The following is an 18,200-nucleotide window of genomic DNA, read 5'->3' on the forward strand; positions in this document are numbered from 1 at the left end:
CTGGGGCGTCAAAGGTGCGTTAGCGTGAGTCATGGAGGCCTCCGGTACAGATGTGAACGTGCACACCCACATCATGCCGGAGGCCTCCTCCTCACCCCCGACGTTCACAACCTCCCGAGGAAGTACACCTAGCGGTGCGGCCTCCGTTGCACATCTTCAGGTCCCGGCCCGCCCGCTGGTCCCTGCTTTTCCGCGGGATCCCGCCGGGTGCTGAGGCCGGCAGGGGCCGAAGATGTGCAACAGGCCCCCCGCTGCACATCTTCAAAGCCGATTGTCGGGATCCGGGATGGGTGAGCCGCGGAATCATGCGGATCAACCTGTCGGTCAATACTTGAAGATGTGCAACAGCGGCTGCGGTTGCGGGTGCGGCGTCGGATCCTGGGCGCCGGCACGCGGACGGGTAGGCTTGCCGGCATGTCGAAGAAGAAGCGCCAGGGGCGCCGCCGGGACGCTGGTGAGACCAAGGCCGCCAAGCCCAAGAAGATCGAGTTCGTCGCCCGCCCCTTCGCCGGGATCCCGGGCGAGGAGGGCCTGGTGGCGATGATGCAGATCATCCCCGCTGCCACCGCCACCGTGCGCCTGGCCCAGGAGCACGGAGGGGGTGAGGTCCAGCTCGTCACCCTCCTGCCCGAGCTCGCCCAGGCGATGCGACGGGCCGACGGCGAGGTGCTCGTGGCCCTCCAGACCACCATGCACTCCGGGGACGCCTCCCGTGACGTGGCCGCCGCCCTGCTCGATACCCTGCAGCTGGAGGCCGGCCAGGGGCTGGCGCGCCAGGGCCTGCCCGAGCCGGGGCCGCGCCTCCAGGACATCCTGGACCTCAGCGTGGAGCCCATGGTGGACGTGCGCGAGGCCCTCGACTTCTGGGTCGACGCCGAGTCCGCCGCCGATGAGGAGACCGCCCGCGCCATCGAGGGCTCCAAGGACGAGCTGCCGCCCACCCGCCCCGTGCCCGGTGTGGACCACGCCTACTGGTGCCGCATCAACGGCAAGGAGTTCGTGCGCTGGGTGCGCGGGGAGGATGAGGACGAGTTCTTCAACGCCTTCGCCCGCGTGCACGCCGCTCGGGAGTCGGACCTGGAGGAGGGCGCCCGCTTCATCGGGGCCTTCCGCGCCTGCGGGCTGGCGATCCCCGTGTGGGAGCTGGTGCCCGGCACCGAGGCCGAGGAGCTGACCGGGCCGCTGAGCGCCATGGGCGAGCGCCTGGACGCCGCGCTCGCGGAGAGCGGGCCGCTGGATGCTGCCGCGCGCCGCGCCAGGGCCGGCATCATCTCCCGCCAGGTCAACCTCTGAGGGGCTGGTCCCGGAGCCCTGATCACTGGAGCCGCGCCTGCCGTCGGGCACCCCGATGTCAGGCGCGGCCCTGCTTGCGCGGCCCTGCCCGTCGGGGGCGGCAGCGCGGCTCAGGAGCGCAGTGAGCGCAGGCCCCGCGTGACGATCCGGCGGGTCGCCGGGCCGGGATCCTGGCTCAGCCACTGCCGGCACAGGCCGCTGGCCCAGTCCGGGCGGGTCTTGGCGGCGTCGTTGATCCAGTTCGCCACCGAGTCCTGGACGTAGCGGGACTCATCGGCCCGCAGCGGCTCCAGCAGCGCGCGCCCCCGCTCCGGATCCTCCTTGAGCTCGGGGATATGCGGGGCCCAGACACCCCGTGGTCGCAGGGACTCGCTCGCGAAGCGGCGGATGCGCTCCGAGGGGTCGGAGGTCCAGGGGACCAGTGCGGCCACAGCCTCGTCCAGGCTGCCGGCCAGCTGCGGGCGCGCCGCCAGCCAGGCCCACTCCCTGACGCCGAAGTGCGGGTCGTCGGCAGCGCCGCGCACGGAGGCCAGGACCTCCGTGACCGGCTCCGCCCGCTCCTCCAGGGCCGCCGCCTGCGCGAAGACGGCCCAGCCGCGCACGGTGTCCGAGGGGTGCCCGGCCAGGGGCCCGAGGGGCTCCGGACCCAGGTGCGCCTGCAGGGCCCGCCCCATGGCGCGCATGCGCGCCAGGATCCCCAGGGAGTCGGCGCTCCGAGCGGCGTCTCTGAGCCCTTCCGGGGCCTCGGGCAGGACCGCCGCCAGCAGGCGGGCGTGGCTGATCGCCAGGATCTCGCCCAGGATGCGCGATTCGCCGCCGCCGTTGAGCTCCGCGAGTCTGTCGGGGCTCAACGAGGTGCGACTCATGGGCTCATCGTATCGTCGGGGCGGTCGAGCCAGGGAGCCGTCGCACCGGCGGGCCTGCCGGGCTGACAGCGGCGTGGCGGGCCGTCCCGGGTTGGGGCCGGTTCGCCGGACTGGGCTGGGACGCGCGCCGCGCTCGGCGGCGGCTCCCCGCTCAGGGCGCCGGGGCTCCTCGCCCTGCTGGCTCCTGGAGGCATCAGCCCCGCGCCAGGCGGGCCACCCGCCTCAGGTGCTTCTTGCGGCGGGAGGCCCCGCCCTTGTCGACCTTCCCGTAGTTGACCCACCGGCGCCCGCCCATGCCCAGCTGCTTGATCACCGACCCCAGGAAGACCCCGTTGACCGCGTTGCCGGCCAGGCGCTTGAGGAACCAGGTGGGGGCGGTCGAGGTGGTCAGCACCAGGACCTCCCTGATATGCGTCAGCCGGCCCTTGACGCCCGTGCGGGTGGCCGTGTATGCCCAGTTGTGCTTCATCACCTTGTCCACGAAGCCCTTGAGCACCCCGGGCAGCTCGCTCCACCAGATGGGGGCGATGATGATGAGGCGCGTGGCGCTGTCGATGAGGTCCTGGTAGCGGGTGACCAGCGGGTCCAGGGTGCCGCCCTCGCCGAACAGCGCCAGCTCCTCGGTGGTGTAGCGGGGGTCGAAGCCGTCGGCGTAGAGGTCGATGACGTCGTAGGGGCGGCCGGCCTTGTCCAGGGCGGTGGTGGCGGCCTCCAGCACGGCATGGTTGAAGGAGCCCTCGTAGGGGTGGGCGTAGATGATGAGGGTGCGGTCGTTCTTGCGGCTCATGGGTGGTCTCCTATCGTGATGGCGGCGTGCAGGGCCCGGCGCATGAACTCCGGGTCCGCGGTGGTGGCCCCTGCCGCGATGAGCTGGGTGTAGCCCTGGAGGCAGGACCAGATGATGAGGTGGAGGGGGTCGGGGTCGGCTCCTCTCGTTGCGGCGAGGCGCTCCACCTCGCGGCGTATGGTGGCCAGCAGCGGGTGGTGTGCGGCCGGATCGGCCACCGCGGCGATGGCCACGGGGCTGAGCTGGTTGAACTCGAACAGGCGCGGGTGGTCCTCGGCGAGCTCGACCAGGAGCAGGCCGATCGCCAGCAGTGATTCCGCGGGATCCTCCTGGAGGGATCCTGCGGCGCGCTCGCCCAGGTCCGTGGACAGCCGCTTCAGGGCGGCCTGGAAGAGGCTGGTCTTGGAGGGGAAGTGCTTGTAGCAGGCGGGCGTGGTCAGCCCGCAGGCGCGGGCCACCCCGGTCAGGGTGACGGCCGGCCAGCCCTGGGCGTCGATGAGCTCCAGGGTCGCCGTGATGAGCCGCTCGCGCGTGCTCGTGCTGCCGCGCTCCAGGACGAGGGCCACACACTGAGGTTAACGGCATTCACTTACCTGTCAAGAGCGCTGTGGGGCGCCACGGCTGTCCAGATCCCTGACAAACGAGCCGAGCGGGTGCGCCGTGATCATAGGGATCCGCATGATTCCGTGGATCACCGTGGGTGCCTCGGGGGCCTCGGAGTGCCTTTGTCAGCGTTTTGGACACGGCGGCGCCGCGAACCCGGCCTCCTGGTCGCCCGGGGCCGCCTCAGCCCTTGACGGCGCCCTCGGTGATGCCGGAGATGAACTGGCGCTGGAGGAACAGGTAGAGCACCACCACGGGCAGCGCCACGAGCACCGCCCCGGCGGCCAGGAGGGTGGAGCCCTGCGTGTACTGGCCCTGGAAGAAGGCCAGCCCCAGGGGCGCGGTGCGCACCGTGCCGGAGGGGGACATGACCAGGGGGATGAGGAAGTCGTTCCAGGTCCACATGAAGGTCAGGACGATCTGGGTCACGACGGCGGGCCTGCCCAGGGGCAGGAGCACCGACCACAGGATGCGCAGGTCCCCGGCGCCGTCGAGCCTGGCGGCCTCCAGGATGGAGGGGTCCACGCCGCGGAAGAAGGCCCGCATCCAGAAGGTGCCGAAGGCCAGCGACTGGGCGATCTGGGGCAGTGCCACCGCCCAGATCGTGTCGATGAGGCCCACGGCGCGCAGGTCGAAGAACAGCGGCAGGATGATCGCCTCGGAGGGCACCATGATGCCCACCAGGAAGACGTAGAACAGGGCGTCGGAGCCGCGGGGCCTGAGGATCCCCAGGACATAGCCGCTCATGAGGGACAGGGCCAGGGCGGCGCTGACCACGATGAGCGCCACGGTCACGGAGTTGGCCATGTACTGGGAGAACCGCCCCCGCTCCCAGGCGGTGGCGAGGTTCTCCACGTGGCCCCACGAGTCGTCCCCGATCCGCTCCGAGCCCAGGGCCAGGATGAGGATGTAGGCCACCGGCAGGAGGGCCTGGAGGGCGAAGACGGCCAGGACGACGTAGCTGATGGTCCTCTCGGTGCGGGAGATCCTCATCGGTCGCGCTCCCCCAGGAGGTTGATGGACAGGTTGATGAGGAAGATGACGGCGGTCAGCACGACGGCCAGGGAGGAGGCGGTGCCCACCTGCCCCAGCCGGAAGGCGTGGTTGTACACCTCGTAGGAGGGAACGGTGGTGGCCGAGCCCGGGCCCCCGGAGGTGGTGACGTAGACCAGGTCGAAGGTCTTCAGGGCGGCGATGATCGTCAGGGTCAGGCACACGAGGATCTCCGCGCGCACTCCGGGGATGGTCACCGCCCGCAGGCGCTGCCACCATCCGGCCCCATCCAGGATGGCGGCCTCGTAGTAGTCCTTGGGGATGCGGGCGATGCCGGACATGAGCAGCACGGTGACCAGCCCGGTGCTCACCCAGGTGCCGATGAGGCCGACGGCGATGAGGGCGGTGGAGAAGTCGCCCAGCCAGGTGCGGGTCAGGGCGTCCAGGCCCACGGCGCGCAGGACGGTGTTGATCAGGCCGTCGGGGGCGTAGATCCGGCGCCAGGCCACGGCCAGGACGACCATGGCGATGACCTGGGGCAGGAAGACGGCGGTGCGGAAGAAGCCGATGCCGCGCAGGCGCGCCCGGGTCAGGAGGCTGGCGAGCACCAGTCCGATGCCCAGGGGCAGGACGGCGTAGAAGATGATGAGGATGAGGGCGTGGCCGAAGGCCTCCAGGAGACGGGGGTCGGTGAAGGTCTCCACGTAGTTGCCCAGTCCCGCCCAGGTGCCCGTGCCCAGCCCGTCCCAGCGGTAGAGGGACAGCACCAGGACGCGCCCCAGGGGGTAGAGCATGAACAGCCCGTAGACGAGCAGGGGCGGTGCCAGCAGGCACAGCGAGGCGAGCCGGCGCCCGGCGCGCGTGGACAGCTGCCGGCCGGCGGGCCGACGGCGGGGGCCGGTGCCCGAGGGCCCGGCCGTGGGGGAGTGGTCGGGGGTGGTCATGGTGCTCCTGGGTGGGGAAGGCGTCGCCCGCGGCGGTGACCGGGTGGGGGCACCCGGTCACCGCCGCGGGCGCGGCTGCTGCTCCGCGGGGCCCCGACGGCGGTGCGCGCCCGGGCCCCCGGCCGGCCCTTGCCGGTGAACTCGGTGTAGGCGGCCTGGAGGGTGTCGAGGAACTCCTGGGGCTTGGTCCGGTTGTCCAGGAGGCTCTGGAGGGCGTCGCCGATGACCTGGTCGAAGGTGGGGGTGGCGTAGTCGAGGTAGGGCAGGACCTCCCCCTCAGTGGTCAGAGCGGAGAACCCCTTCATGACGTCGTTGGTCACGCTGGCCTCGCCGGTGGCGTACGTCGCGGTGTCGTTGACCGGGACGTTGCCGTTGTCGGCCAGGACCTTCATGGCCTCGGCGCTGGTGATGAAGGCGATGTAGGCGGCGGCCACATTGGGGTCCTTGGCCGCGGAGGTGATGGCGAAGGGCAGGCCGGTGCCCCCGGTGGAGGCCGTCTTGCTCATGCCCTTGGCCTTGGGGGGCAGGAGGAAGGCGACGTCCTGGCCCATGGCGCTGTGCAGGTCCGCGGCGAGCCAGGAGCCGGCGATGAGGTAGATGCCCTCGCCCTGGGAGAAGCTCTGCCAGGTGGCGTCGTAGTCGGCGCCGTTGAAGCCCTCGTTGAAGTAGCCCTTGGTGGCCCACTCCTGGATCTCGGTGGCGGCCGCGAGGTTCTCGGGGGTGTCCCAGGAGGCGCCGGCGTTGCCGAAGCCCAGGGCCCGGATGGTCTCGGGGTCCACGTGCGCGCCCTGGACGGGGCCGAAGACGTGGAGGGCCGGCCACTTCTCGACGTTGCCGAGCATGAGCGGGACCTTGCCGGCCTCCTTGATGGTGGGCAGCTGGGCGGTGAAGTCCTCCCAGGTCGCGGGCGCGCTCAGGCCCAGCTCGCTCAGGCGCGAGGGGGAGTAGTAGATGCCCACGCTCTCGCCGACCTGCGGCAGGCCCCACAGGCTGCCCTCGCCGAAGGTCGTGGCGTCGGCCGAGTAGGAGGAGTAGGACAGGATCGACGGCGAGTAGGCGGAGTCCCAGCCGTAGGTGGGGATCCACGGGTCCAGGGAGATGACCTGCCCGGCGGAGACGAACTGCCCCAGGGTGGCGCGTCCGTTGTTGGCCTGGACGACGTCGGGGGCGTCCTCGCCGCTGAGGGCCAGTCGCAGGGTGCTCTGCAGGTCCTCGAAGGACTGGGAGTTCCGGGAGATGGTGATGTTGGGGTACTTCTCCATGAAGGCGGCGTTGAGCTGCTCCATCTGGGCGTTCTGCCCGCCACGGGTCTCCTGGTCCCACACGGTGAGGGTCTGCTTGGGCAGTGAGGCGATGTCGGTGGAGACGGCGACCGGCGTGCTGCTGGTGGTGGAGGTGCTGGAGCCCTTGGGGGCGCAGGCCGCCAGCGCGCCGGCGGCGGCCAGGGCGCCGGTCCCCAGGAGCAGGCCGCGCCGGCTCGTCCGGGGCAGGGAGGTCAGGGGCAGCGGGGAGGGAGGGGTCATTGCGGGGCTCCTTCATGGGTCGGTGACTGGTCCGGGCACAGAGTGGTGCTCTGCGGCAGGGGGGTGGCGGGGGCGTGGCAGGCCGGGGTGCCCTCCGAGAGCCCCGCGCCGGTCTGGGCGAGGTCGTCGAGCAGGTCCAGGAAGCTGAGATCGTAGGAGGGGTCCAGGTCGAGGCTGCGGGCGTGGGCGGCGACCTGGGCCGCGGTGGGGGCGTTGATCGAGCCCCCGGGGCGGCCCACGGTGAAGGAGGCGGTCAGGCAGGCGGCCGACAGGGCGGCGCGCAGCGGCAGCCCATGGGCCAGGGCCCAGGTGAGCCCGGCGGTCAGGGAGTCCCCGGCGCCAGTGGTGTCCACGGCCCGGACCGGCGCGGCGGGCAGGGCGATCTCGTGCTCGCCGTCGCAGGCCACCAGGCCCCGCTCCCCGCAGGTGACCACGGCCAGGCGCACGCGCTCGGCCAGCGCCCTGGCGGCCTGGGAGGCGGTGGAGGTGCGGGTGTAGTGGGTGGCCTCGGCGTCGTTGGGCACGAAGACGTCGGACAGGGACAGGGACGCGAGGTCGGCGGGGTCCCAGCGCCCGGTGGGGTCCCAGCCGACCTGGCCGATGACGGTGGCGGGCGTGTGCGAGCGGCGCCAGGCGGTGACGGTGGTCCGGTTGCGCTCCAGGGTCTTGAGGTTGGCGATGAGGACCGCGGGCGCCAGCGGGGCGCTGCTCAGGGGCGGGGCGTCCTCGGAGCCGCGGGTGACCATCGCCCGGTCCCCGTCGTAGGCCAGGGAGACGGTGACCGACTGCCGCTCGGCGTCCTGGGCCCAGGCCAGGTCGATGCCCTCCTCGGCGAGCATGGTGCGCACGAAGGAGCCTGCGCGGTCCTGGCCCAGGTAGCAGCACAGGGCCACGGGCAGGCCGAGGCGCGCCAGGGCGACAGCCTGGTTGGCGTTGCCGCCGGGCATGATCTCGCAGCCGGGGACCCAGTGCTCCTCCCCGGGGACGGGGGGCTGGGTCAGGCCGGTCATGATGACGTCGAGGAAGACGGGGCCCAGGACGCAGACGGGAAACTCACGGGTGGGGTGCGGGGTGGTGATGGTTGGCCCGCCGGTGGGGGGTATGGGGCTGGGAGGCTCTCCATCGTTGGAGTGACTGGTGTTCGCCACGGTGGTCTCCTTGGTCGGCGAGGGGCTGGCTCCGGTTGGGGGGAGCCTGCGTGCAACGGGAAAAAGTATACGACACGGCTGCGGGATCCTTGGGTGGAAATGCGCAGGTATGATCACTAGTGCGCAACGTGCGGTACTCTTCGAGCATGTTGGTTCCGCAGCGGCATTCCGCCATCGTCGACCTGGTGCGTGAGCACGGGGGTGTGTCGGTGGAGGAGCTGGCTGCCCGCCTGGAGGTCTCCCCCTCCACGATCCGCCGTGATCTCAATCACCTGGACCGTCAGGGCAGGTTGCAGCGGGTGCGCGGAGGGGGCGCGGTGGAGGCCGATGAGACGCCCTTCGCGCGCGTGGCTGCTCACAGGGCCGAGGAGAAGGACCGTGTGGGCGCCCGTGCGGCCGCAGTGGTGCGGGAGCGCGACGTCGTCCTGCTGGATATCGGCACCACCTGCGCGGCCGTGGCCCGGCACCTGCGCGGCCGGGAGGTGACGGTGGTGACCGCCTCCCTGGCGGTGGTCGATGAGCTGCGCGCGGATACCGCGGTCGAGCTCATCGTCCTGGGCGGGCTGCTGCGCCCCTCCTACCTGTCCCTGGTGGGGGCGCTGACCCAGCAGGCGATCGCCCAGCTGAGCGCGGATATCGCCTTCATCGGCACCTCGGGGGTGCGCCCCGATGGCACGGTGCTGGACTCCACGGGGGCCGAGGTCCCCGTCAAGCACGCCATCGCCGCCTCCTCCCAGCGCACCTGCCTGGTGGCGACGTCGGACAAGTTCCCCGGTTCTGGGCTCCTGCCCGTGTGCGCGCTCAGCGACGCGCACATGATCATCACCACGGCCGACCCCGCGGCCGATCCCCTGCCCGCCCTGGAGGGCACTGCTACGGAGGTCCTCTTCGCGTGAGGCTAGTTATTGCAGGGGGAGGCGGCTTCCGCGTCCCCCAGATCATTGATGTGCTCGCAGCGGCCCGCTCGGGCACCGGTCCCTACCCGGGACTCGTGGTGGATGAGGTCAGGCTCTACGACTGCTCGCGGCGGCGCCTGGATGTCATCGCCTCGGTCATCGCCGACCTGGATTACCCGGGGGCGCCGCGGGTGACCTCGACGACGGATCTGCGTGAGGCCGTGCGCGGCGCGGATTTCGTCTTCTCCGCCATGCGGGTGGGGGGAGCTCATGGCCGCGTGGTTGATGAGCGCGTCGCGCTGGCCCAGGGAGTGCTGGGCCAGGAGACGGTGGGCGCCGGCGGCTACGCCTACGCGCTGCGCACGATCCCGGTGGCCATGGAGCTGGCCCGCGCGGTGCACGATCTGGCCCCGCAGGCCTGGGTCATCAACTTCACCAACCCGGCGGGCATCATCACCCAGGCGATGCGCACAGTGCTGGGGCCCAGGGTGGTGGGGATCTGCGACACCCCCATCGGCCTGGTGCGGCGCACGGCCGCCGCCCTGGGGCTCGATCCCCGCGATGCGGCCTCGGTGGGGGAGGGCGCAGCCGGTGGGGCCGATGGGCCGCTGGGCTTCGACTATGTGGGGCTCAACCACCTGGGGTGGCTGCGCTCACTGGAGGTGGCGGGGCGCGATCGCCTGCCCGAGCTGCTGGGTGACGATGCCCTGCTGGATCATCTGGAGGAGGCCCGCACCCTGGGGGCGGACTGGGTGCGGACGCTGGGCATGCTGCCCAATGAGTACCTCTTCTACTACTACCTCAACCGGGAGGCGGTGCAGCGCATCCGCGAGGAGGAGCGCACGCGGGGGGAGTTCCTGGTCCTCCAGCAGGGCGGCTTCTACGAGGCGGCCGCCCGTGAGCCGGGGCGTGCCGGGGAGCTGTGGTCGCGCGTGCTCGATGAGCGCGAGGCCACCTACATGGCGGAGACGCGGGAGGACTCCCAGCGCGCGGGCCGGCGCGAGGAGGACCTGGCGGGCGGCGGCTACCAGCAGGTGGCCCTGGACCTCATGACGGCGGTGGCCACGGGCGCCCCGGCCCGCATGATCCTGGATGTGGCCAATGATGATGCCCACGGTGCCGATGGCGGTGGGCTGCTGGTGCCCCAGTTGCGTGAGGATGCGGTGGTGGAGGTGCCCTGCGTGGTCGACGGCGAGGGGGTGCACCCCCAGCGGGTGGCGCCCCTGGGTGGGGCGGAGCTGGGGCTGATGGCCACGGTCAAGGGCTGCGAGGAGCTCATCATCGATGCGGCGCTCCACGGGGACGCCTCGCTGGCGTGGCGGGCGCTGGCCTCCCATCCGCTGGTGGACTCGGTGCAGGTGGCGCGCCGCATCCTGGAGGGGTACATGCAGGAGCACCCGCAGGTAGCGCGGATCCTGGGCCGCTGAGTGCGGGATCATGCGGGCTTGTGCCATGGCGGGGCCCGCTTTGCTGAGCGTCGGCGCCCGATGCTCACTGCACTCCACTGATGGTCTCAGTGTATGCACTGACAGCCTCAGTGCATACACTGAGACCATCAGTGAAGCGAATGAGGGCCTCACTGTAGGTAGTGAGGGTGTCAGTGATGTGCACTGGGGCCAGTGGATGAGGAGGTGGCGGTTGCCACGGCGCCGCCGACGAGTCGGAACCGGGCCTGCCTCGTGGCGAGGTGATGGCCCTGCGGGCGCTATCGCCTGGAGGCGGGCACTCGGCCGAAGCTCCTGTCCCGTGTGCAGAACTCTGTGAGTGAGGCCAGGAGCTCGGCCTCCCGGAAGGCGGGCCATGGGACCTCGGTGAAGTACAGCTCGGCATGCGCGAGCTGCCAGATGAGGAAGTTGGAGATGCGGAGCTCTCCCCCGGTGCGCACGTAGAAGTCCACGGGAGGGATGTCGGGGTGGTAGCCGAATCTGCTGGCGGGGCTGTTCCAGTCGATGCTGTCGTCCTCGAACTGGGAGCGGCACTCGTAGATCTCCTGCCGGCCGCCGTAGTTGAAGCAGAACTGGAGGGTCAGCCCGGTATTGCCGGCGGTCCTCTCCTCCAGCCCGTGGAAGAAGTCCACGACTGAGGCTTCGAGATTATTCGTGGTTCCGGCCCAGGTGAATCGCACCTGGTCGCGCATGAAGGATGGCTCCAGATGGGTGAGAGCCCGCTGGACGAGGTCGATGATGTACTGGATCTCCGCGGTGTTGCGGCCCCAGTTCTCGGGGGAGAAGGCGTGGATGGAGAAGTACTGGACCCCCAGCTCCCGCAGGACCTTGAGGCAGGCCACGAATGAGCGGATGCCCTCCTCATGACCCACGGATCGCTTGAGCCCCTGAGTTGTCGCCCATCGTCCGTTCCCATCTGCGGTGAGGGCAAAATGCCTCAACTTGCCGTTGGCGACGCTCTGTCTGATCAGATCATAGTCCGCGGCGCTCGTCACATCGCTCATACTCGCTCCTCTGCCTTGTTCACACAAACACTGCTAGATATTCGATCCATTGAAGGCTGTCGGGATTGATTCGTGACGGCGCTCGGGGTGTTTAGTGAGAACTATGTGTCATGCAATGCGTGGTGGCCTGCTCGTAGGGGAATCGGATGTCCTCAGCCGATTCGGCCAAGGGACAGGCCGTTACCAGAACTATAGCATGCCGGCTTGCCCGCCAGTGGGCTCCTGTCCCGCCGGCACCCCGGCGGCACCCCGCCGACACTGCCAGGCCGGCTCCCCGATGGCGGGTGGTTCAGCCGCACAGTGGGTGACGCTTGGGAAGGGGGACTTGAGTCCTACTTTCTCATATGCGGTCCGATTGTGTCGTGATGCTGGGAGGGCACTACTGCCTGAGCCGAGGCTCAGTACTTGGTGGGTGGCAAGTCGTCGCCCGGATCGCTGGATGAATCCAGATCTTGGGAGCTACCTGAAAGATAACTGAATGATGTGGCTGTTGCGATAGTTCAGCCGACCGACGATGTTGGGGCGACACGCCACCATTCATGTGGGATAATTCACCTTTGAATCCAAAGGTGTAGGTGCAGTGTTGGGTGATGTGTGGTGCGCCTCTGCCACTTAATGATTCATTGCTTGCTCTGTCTTTAGGAAGCTGGTGAATCTGGCGTTGAGACGGTCCTGGTCGGGATGTAACCTCTTGCTCCTTGGAATGTGAGTCAATGGCTTCCTGTCGAAGGGGGTGAGGCTGATGCGATGAGTGTCTTTCTCCAACTTTTGAGCCCTTGACGCCACGTGGATGCGGTAGTCTGTGTCGATCCCAATGAGATTGCGGTCATAAGCTGTATGGTGAGTGCGGCATAATGCGAGGCCGTTACTGACCTCGGGAACGCCGGATTCCTCCGAGTCCGGAATGATATGTGCCGCTTCGAGTAGCTGTGCGTGTGGGAGGTCGCAGATGGCGCAAGAGATCTCATAGGCACTAATGACGTGCTCGCGAAAATCGTGTTGGTGAACGCGGGCTCTTGTCCAACGGGATACGTACTTGCGTTCGATCATGGGTGGCTCGTGATTGCTGATTCCTGTGTGTTCCAGAACCGTCTCGTGAATACTGACGATGAACTCTCGGCGTCGATGATCGACCCGCTCGATGTAGACGGGAAAGCGGGCGTAATAGTATAGAATATTGCCGGGCCTTACTCCTATCAGCCATGCGAGTGGATAATTCTGCTGGGCGGCGTTGATCATGGCGTCATTCGTCCAGTTCTTACTGGGTTAATCGGCGAACTTGTAGCGGAGCAACCCATCAGCATCGATGCGATCCTCGTATGGTGCCTCCTTGTTGGGTGATCGCGCTACCGTTTTGAAGGTAAAAGCAGCGTCGAACCCTTGGGGTCTCCATATCCCTTGAGTTTGGTGGGTGAGCGCGATGCGGTGACCGTGCCACATCATCCCTTGCATGAGGTCTTTGTGGGTGAAGAGCTCGTGCCCGGCCAGCCGTCGTGATTCGAACCACTGCATTGCCGCGAAGTGGGCATCGCGCTCTTCTTCGATCGTGTATTGCGGTTGAGGCGACACGAAGCCTGACTCCTCGCCTAGTATTCTTGGGAAGTGCTTAGAATTATTCTGAGATCATGGTGGGGCTGGTTGTTGTGCTTGTTCGGTTCGTGTGTGCGCTGAGCGAGTGTATCATTGGTGACCCTGGTGGGTCGGGTGTGTTGGTGAGGTCGGGGTGTTCCTTTGCAATGTGCAATAGAGAGCGTTGGTCCGTTGAGGTGACTGAAGCCCGGGTGAGTCCCTGGGTGTGGTGGCAGTCCCCGCGGGCCCGCTTGCGCTGGTCGGGGCTGGGGGCGCATCTGGGCTGTGTGCGCCCCGGTGGATCCGCTCCGGCTCGGGCGGCGCCGATCGCGCGTGGCGGGAGTACGCCGTGTCGGCCTGGAGCAGAGGCGGCCCAACTGGCATCCCACATGCACCACACCAAGAGGCTTGATCCACTGGCGGCTGCTGCCCGTCTCTGAGCAGCTGCAGATCGCCGCCGCCCGCCTGCTCGCAGGCTGAGAACTTCGGGGACTTTCAGCAAAAGCCTGGACCCCGCGTCGCGAGCCTGGCAGGCTGGGGTGATCAGGGCCTCAGCCCAGTCCACCAGCCACCTCGACCCCCAGAGCAGCGCCGCTGGTGAGGCTCGGAAGGCCACCATGAACCCGTCCCCGGACCCGAGCACCTCCTGGATCACCCCGCCCACTCCGGGCAGGGAGCGCCTGCCCGGGACCGGATCCGCCATTGTCACGGCCGACCGCGTGCTCACCGGCCGCCGGGACCCCAGGGGCGGCGAGGCGGGCCTCGAGGCCCTGGCCGACCCCCTCCACGGCGTCGGCGTCCTGCTCCGGGACTCCACCATCGCCGCCGTCGGCCCCGTGCCCGAGCTCGAGGCCGCCGCGCCCGCGGGCCCGCCCCCCACCAGGGTCGACCTCCCCGGCACCACGCTCATGCCCGGCCTCATCGAGACCCACGCCCACCTGGCCACCTCGGGCACCGAGGAGGAGTACCCCGACTACGGGCCCCAGGAGATCGCCCGCCTCACCCTCAATGCCGCACGCAGCGCCCGCGAGCTGCTCAGCGTCGGCGTCACCTCCGTCCAGAGCCTGGGCGCCCGCCACTACGTGGACGTCGCCCTGCGCGAGGCCATCGCCCAGGGAGAGCTGCGCGGCCCCCGCGTGCGCGCCAGCGGCCCCCAGATCACCACCACCGGCGGGCACTCCTGGCACGCCGGCAGCGAGGTCGACGGCCCCGACAGCATTCGGCGCAGCGTGCGCGAGCACCACAAGCGGGGGGTCGACACCATCAAGGTCATGGCCACCGGCGGCTTCACCACCGACGCCTCCGTGCCCTGGAACGCCCAGTTCACCGCCGAGGAGATCGCCCTCATCACCGCCGAGGCCCACCGCCTGGGGCACCTGTGCGCCGCCCACGCCCACGGCACCCAGGGCATCGAGCGGGCGGTGGCCGCCGGCGTGGACTACCTCGCCCACGCCTCCTTCATCTCCGCCCGGGGCCGCACCGAGCTCGACCCCGCCCTGGCCGACCGCATCGCCCGGGCCGGCATCTATGTGGATTGCACCATCACCGCCGACATCCCCGCCATGGTGGCCCATGACGACTCCTTCGCCCCGCCGGTGCGCGAGCTGTGGGAGCGCGGCGTGCGCATCGTCGCCGGGCACGACGCCGGCATCCCCCAGGTGGCCAACCGCGCCTACGTCGGCGGGCTGGAGGCCTTGGAGACCATGGGCCTGCCCCGTCACGAGGTGATCCTGGCCGCGACCTCCCGGGCCGCCGCCGCCATCGGCCTGGCCGGGGTCGCGGGGGTCCTGGCCCCGGGCTATGACGCCGACCTCATCGCCGTGGCCGGCGACCCGCGCAAGGGCCTGGGCGCCCTGCGCGACCTGCGCCTGGTGGCCACGCGGGGCCGGGAGTTCATCCCCGATGCCGTCCCCGGCCTGGCGCGGCGGCGATGGCCCGTCCCGGGCCGGGATCCCGAGCACGCCCTGGACCCGGGGCCCGCCGGGGTCCTGGCCGCCCACCGAGCCGGCGTCGAGCGCGCCGCCACCCATCCGGATGTGTGAGGAGAGCATGATGCCCAGTCACGAGTCGCCCGAGTCGTCGCCGCGCAGCGCCCGGGGCGGCCCGGTGCTCGCCCCCTCCCCGGCCTCCTCCGGCGTCCCGCCGCCCGGGGTGCCCCCCGCCTCCGGGCCCCCGGCCAAGACCCTGCGCGATCTCGCCGATGAGTACGCCAGGCTCCTGTCCGCGCACGACCCCCGCGCCGCCGCCACTACCGGCATGCCCGGCCAGGCCCTCCTCCCCGACTTCTCCCCCGAGGCCCTGGCCTCCCGTCTGGCCTGCGAGCGCAGCCTGCGCGTGAGGGTCGAGGCGGTCGTCGACGGCCTCGGCCCCTCCGACCAGATCCTGCGCGACCAGCTGCTGGACCGGCTCACCTCCTCCATCGACCTCATCGACTCCGGTGAGGAGGGAGGCAGCCTGGGCTCTCTGGCCTCCCCCTTCCAGCGGATCCGGGAGGAGCTGATCTCCCCCAGGCTCGCCCCCGAGCCGGGCGGCCCGGAGGAGGCGGACCTGGCCGAGGCCGAGGCCAAGTGGGAGGACGCCTGGAACCTGCACCGCATCCGCCTCGAGGCGCTGCCCGCCTCCCTGGAGGGTCTGAGCGCCTCCCTCGAGGCCTCCGCCGCCCGGGGTGTCATCGCCCCGCTCAGCCAGGTCGACGTCGTGGTCGGGCAGGCGCGGGACCTCGCCCAGCGCACCTGGTGGCACCCGCCCGAGGACCTCCCGGCCACACTGCGCGTGGGGATCCAGGACGCCGAGGTCCTCGCCCGGCGGGCCATCACCGACTTCGCCGATCACCTGCGGGCCAACCTCGCCCCGCGCGCCCCGCGGGCCGAGGGCGTCGGCCCCCGGCGCCACGCCCTGTGGATGCGGCGGCTCCTGGGCACCCGGGTGGACCCCGAGGAGACCTACGCCTGGGCCGAGCAGGAGCTGGAGGAGGTCATCGCCGAGCAGGACGCCGTGGCTGCCGACATCCTCGGCCCCGGGGCGGTGGCCGCCGACCTGGACGCCCACCTGCGCTCCGACCCCTCCCAGGGGCTGAGCCCTCGGGACTACATCGCCTGGGCCCAGGAAACCGCCGATCAGGCCTGGGACGCCGTGGTCGGCACCGTCCTGGACCCGCCCGACGTCCTGGGGCGCCCCGTGGTGCGCCTGGGTGAGCCCGGGGGCGGCGTCCACTACGAGGAGCCCGGGGAGGTCGGCGGCAGGCGCCGGCCCGGGACGATGCTGCGCTCCCCGGCCCAAGGGGATGAGGTGATGTGGCCGTGGGCCGAGCGCACCACCGTCCTGCACGAGACCGTCCCCGGCCACCACGCCCACTCCGGGTGGCACGCCGTCGACTCCCGTCTGAGCCCCTGGCAGCGCCATCTGGGGCGGGTCCCGGGCTGCAATGAGGGCTGGGCCCTCTACGGGGAGTCCCTCGGGCGCGAGATGGGGCTGCTGAGCGACCCCGCCGACCACTTCGGGTGGCTGGCGGCCCGCCGCTGGCGCCTGGCCCGCACGCTCGTCGACCTGGGGGTGCACTCCCACCTGTCGGTCCCCGCCCACGTCTCCGCACTGCCCGGCGCCTCGGGGACCTGGGACCGGGCGACCGTGACGGCCCTGCTGCGCCACCACACCGTGATCTCCGAGGGCTTCCTGCGCTTCGAGGTGGCCCGGCAGCTGGGCTGGCCCGCGCAGGCCCTGTCCTACGTCCTGGGGGAGAGGGTCTGGCTCGCGGGCAGGCGCGCCGCCGAGGCGCGAGCGCTGTCCGAGGGGCGCCCCTGGGGGCGCGCGGAGCTGTGCGACTTCCACAATCGCAGCATCGCCCTGGGCTCCCTGGGGCTGGATCTGCTCGAGCGCAGCCTGTGAGCGCGGGGGCCGCTCGTGCAGCGCCGGGGCGGGTCGGCGGAACCCGGCGCCGTTGACGGGTCCCTGAGCCCAGCGTGCCACGAGAAACAGCACCTGTGTGTGAAGCAACTCACTCCTATGAGACGACACGCCGACAGAATCGGATTCTGCAACCGATGTACGTTTCCCCGGGGACCTAGGTCCTGGTCCGTCGTATGGTTGTGATGACGCCGTTTCGCGTGGTCAGGGGATTTCTTCCGGTCTGCTGTGAGGCTGGTAGAACCTCGGGCTTCGTCTAGGAATTGGCTGATAGGCGCAAGGTTGCAGATCGGTGACTGCTGCCAGTGCGGCGATTTTGCAGCGCCCAGCCCTCCGGCTCTGGCTACCCTGGTGGCGTGAGCTCAGCTAAGCGCCCCGACCAGCGCGTCGCAGTCGTCATCCCAGCCAAGGATGAGGCCAAGCGCATAGCGGCCACCGTCCGCGCCTGCCGCTCCATACCGCGGGTGGATCTCGTCGTCGTCGTCGACGACGGCTCCACCGACGGCACCCAGGACCACGCCCGCGCCGCGGGGGCGGTCACCGTGCGCCACTCCGTGACCCGGGGCAAGGCCTCCGCCATGGAGACCGGCGCCAGTGTGGTGGGCATGCGCGACTACGTCGACGGCCCTGCCCGCCTCCTGCTGTTCATCGATGCCGACCTGGGCGACTCCGCCGCCGCCTGCGCCGAGCTGGTCCCGCCCGTGGTCGACGGCGTCGCGGACATGGCCATCGCCGTCCCGCCCAAGCAGGCCGGCGCCGGCGGGCGCGGACGAGTGGTGCGGGCGGCCCGCCGGGCCATCGCCAGGGCCACCGGCTGGGAGCCCGTGGCACCCCTGTCCGGGCAGCGGTGCCTCACGCGCGAGGCCTACGAGGCCGCGATGCCCCTGGCCGAGGGCTGGGGGGTCGAGGTGGGCCTGACCCTGGATGTGCTGGTCTCCGGGCTGGCCGTCATCGAGGTGCCCTGCGACATCACCCACCGCGTCACGGGCAACGACCGTGCCGGGGTCATGCACCGCGCCTCCCAGTACCGCGACGTCGTGCGCGCGATCGCGGCCCGCCGCTTCCGGCGCCAGCACGTGTCCTCCTCCCACTACGAGAAGGCCGCCGAGGAGCAGAGCCCCTTCCACGCCTACCGCTCCTGGGCCAGGGCCGCATCGGCCGGCTCCTCGGAGCATCCCGCGCAGGAGCGCCAGGGGGCCACCGCCCCCACCGGGGACTAGCCGTCC

At 70.5% G+C, this 18,200-nt stretch carries 16 protein-coding genes; 6 read left to right on the forward strand and 10 right to left on the reverse strand.

Features of this window, described 5'->3' with window-relative positions; all coding sequences use genetic code 11:
- Positions 1-414 precede the first annotated feature (414 nt).
- Positions 415-1,293, forward strand: a complete 879-nt coding sequence (locus J5X07_RS11440; protein WP_208479884.1) for a DUF5926 family protein — start codon at positions 415-417, stop codon at positions 1,291-1,293.
- A 110-nt stretch (positions 1,294-1,403) separates the two neighbouring features.
- Here J5X07_RS11440 and J5X07_RS11445 read toward each other — a convergent pair whose 3' ends face one another.
- The 7 genes from J5X07_RS11445 to J5X07_RS11475 all read right to left on the reverse strand — a co-directional run bounded on the left by J5X07_RS11445 (position 1,404) and on the right by J5X07_RS11475 (position 8,157).
- The gene (locus J5X07_RS11445) at positions 1,404-2,159 is read right to left on the reverse strand and encodes a DNA alkylation repair protein (protein ID WP_208479885.1); all 756 of its coding nucleotides are present in this window, start codon (positions 2,157-2,159) and stop codon (positions 1,404-1,406) included.
- Between the two features lie 193 nt (positions 2,160-2,352).
- The gene (locus tag J5X07_RS11450; protein WP_124934487.1) at positions 2,353-2,946 is read right to left on the reverse strand and encodes an NAD(P)H-dependent oxidoreductase; all 594 of its coding nucleotides are present in this window, start codon (positions 2,944-2,946) and stop codon (positions 2,353-2,355) included.
- Positions 2,943-3,512, reverse strand: coding sequence for a TetR/AcrR family transcriptional regulator (locus J5X07_RS11455; RefSeq protein WP_124934488.1), 570 nt, complete (start codon positions 3,510-3,512; stop codon positions 2,943-2,945). Before J5X07_RS11455 ends, J5X07_RS11450 begins: the two co-directional genes overlap by 4 nt.
- A gap of 220 nt (positions 3,513-3,732) precedes the next feature.
- Entirely contained in the window at positions 3,733-4,542 is an 810-nt protein-coding gene (locus tag J5X07_RS11460; RefSeq protein ID WP_124934489.1) for a carbohydrate ABC transporter permease, read from the reverse strand.
- Entirely contained in the window at positions 4,539-5,486 is a 948-nt protein-coding gene (locus J5X07_RS11465) for a carbohydrate ABC transporter permease (RefSeq protein WP_124934490.1), read from the reverse strand. The genes J5X07_RS11460 and J5X07_RS11465 overlap by 4 nt, the downstream gene beginning before the upstream one ends.
- Positions 5,483-7,009, reverse strand: coding sequence for an ABC transporter substrate-binding protein (locus J5X07_RS11470; RefSeq protein ID WP_279596198.1), 1,527 nt, complete (start codon positions 7,007-7,009; stop codon positions 5,483-5,485). The genes J5X07_RS11465 and J5X07_RS11470 overlap by 4 nt, the downstream gene beginning before the upstream one ends.
- Positions 7,006-8,157: a carbohydrate kinase family protein gene (locus tag J5X07_RS11475; RefSeq protein WP_124934492.1), complete on the reverse strand. Its 1,152-nt coding sequence runs from the start codon at positions 8,155-8,157 to the stop codon at positions 7,006-7,008. Before J5X07_RS11475 ends, J5X07_RS11470 begins: the two co-directional genes overlap by 4 nt.
- Positions 8,158-8,303: 146 nt before the next feature.
- On the opposite strand from J5X07_RS11475, the gene J5X07_RS11480 reads away from it, so the two are divergent.
- Both J5X07_RS11480 and J5X07_RS13440 read left to right on the forward strand, forming a co-directional pair.
- Positions 8,304-9,053: a DeoR/GlpR family DNA-binding transcription regulator gene (locus tag J5X07_RS11480; RefSeq protein ID WP_124934493.1), complete on the forward strand. Its 750-nt coding sequence runs from the start codon at positions 8,304-8,306 to the stop codon at positions 9,051-9,053.
- Positions 9,050-10,480, forward strand: a complete 1,431-nt coding sequence (locus J5X07_RS13440) for a family 4 glycosyl hydrolase (RefSeq protein ID WP_208479886.1) — start codon at positions 9,050-9,052, stop codon at positions 10,478-10,480. Before J5X07_RS11480 ends, J5X07_RS13440 begins: the two co-directional genes overlap by 4 nt.
- Positions 10,481-10,758: 278 nt before the next feature.
- On the opposite strand, the gene uppS is transcribed toward J5X07_RS13440, so the two are convergent.
- From uppS to J5X07_RS13125, 3 genes are all read right to left on the reverse strand, one after another.
- A complete protein-coding gene (gene uppS / locus J5X07_RS11490) occupies positions 10,759-11,502 on the reverse strand; it encodes a polyprenyl diphosphate synthase (RefSeq protein ID WP_208479887.1) in 744 nt (247 codons plus the stop codon).
- Positions 11,503-12,114: 612 nt separating this feature from the next.
- A complete protein-coding gene (locus tag J5X07_RS11495; RefSeq protein WP_243896790.1) occupies positions 12,115-12,741 on the reverse strand; it encodes an HNH endonuclease in 627 nt (208 codons plus the stop codon).
- A gap of 27 nt (positions 12,742-12,768) precedes the next feature.
- The gene (locus tag J5X07_RS13125; RefSeq protein WP_243896791.1) at positions 12,769-13,071 is read right to left on the reverse strand and encodes a hypothetical protein; all 303 of its coding nucleotides are present in this window, start codon (positions 13,069-13,071) and stop codon (positions 12,769-12,771) included.
- 617 nt (positions 13,072-13,688) lie between these two features.
- Here J5X07_RS13125 and J5X07_RS11500 point away from each other — a divergent pair.
- The 3 genes from J5X07_RS11500 (at position 13,689) to J5X07_RS11510 (ending at position 18,194) form a co-directional block, all read left to right on the forward strand.
- The gene (locus J5X07_RS11500) at positions 13,689-15,113 is read left to right on the forward strand and encodes an amidohydrolase family protein (protein WP_208479888.1); all 1,425 of its coding nucleotides are present in this window, start codon (positions 13,689-13,691) and stop codon (positions 15,111-15,113) included.
- A gap of 10 nt (positions 15,114-15,123) precedes the next feature.
- Complete coding sequence (locus tag J5X07_RS11505) at positions 15,124-16,956, forward strand: DUF885 domain-containing protein (protein WP_208479904.1); 1,833 nt, start codon at positions 15,124-15,126, stop codon at positions 16,954-16,956.
- Between the two features lie 374 nt (positions 16,957-17,330).
- Positions 17,331-18,194, forward strand: coding sequence for a glycosyltransferase family 2 protein (locus tag J5X07_RS11510; RefSeq protein WP_208479889.1), 864 nt, complete (start codon positions 17,331-17,333; stop codon positions 18,192-18,194).
- The last annotated feature ends 6 nt before the right edge of the window (positions 18,195-18,200 follow it).

The organism is Actinomyces bowdenii (assembly GCF_017592395.1).
Classification (GTDB): domain Bacteria; phylum Actinomycetota; class Actinomycetes; order Actinomycetales; family Actinomycetaceae; genus Actinomyces; species Actinomyces bowdenii.

Coding starts and splice junctions, on each gene's coding strand:
- J5X07_RS11440 (WP_208479884.1), top strand. CDS start 415: ATGTCGAAGAAGAAGCGCCAGGGGCGCCGCCGGGACGCTGGTGAGACC.
- J5X07_RS11445 (WP_208479885.1), bottom strand. CDS start 2,159: ATGAGTCGCACCTCGTTGAGCCCCGACAGACTCGCGGAGCTCAACGGC.
- J5X07_RS11450 (WP_124934487.1), bottom strand. CDS start 2,946: ATGAGCCGCAAGAACGACCGCACCCTCATCATCTACGCCCACCCCTAC.
- J5X07_RS11460 (WP_124934489.1), bottom strand. CDS start 4,542: ATGAGGATCTCCCGCACCGAGAGGACCATCAGCTACGTCGTCCTGGCC.
- J5X07_RS11465 (WP_124934490.1), bottom strand. CDS start 5,486: ATGACCACCCCCGACCACTCCCCCACGGCCGGGCCCTCGGGCACCGGC.
- J5X07_RS11470 (WP_279596198.1), bottom strand. CDS start 7,009: ATGACCCCTCCCTCCCCGCTGCCCCTGACCTCCCTGCCCCGGACGAGC.
- J5X07_RS11480 (WP_124934493.1), top strand. CDS start 8,304: ATGTTGGTTCCGCAGCGGCATTCCGCCATCGTCGACCTGGTGCGTGAG.
- uppS (WP_208479887.1), bottom strand. CDS start 11,502: ATGAGCGATGTGACGAGCGCCGCGGACTATGATCTGATCAGACAGAGC.
- J5X07_RS11495 (WP_243896790.1), bottom strand. CDS start 12,741: ATGATCAACGCCGCCCAGCAGAATTATCCACTCGCATGGCTGATAGGA.
- J5X07_RS11500 (WP_208479888.1), top strand. CDS start 13,689: ATGAACCCGTCCCCGGACCCGAGCACCTCCTGGATCACCCCGCCCACT.
- J5X07_RS11505 (WP_208479904.1), top strand. CDS start 15,124: ATGCCCAGTCACGAGTCGCCCGAGTCGTCGCCGCGCAGCGCCCGGGGC.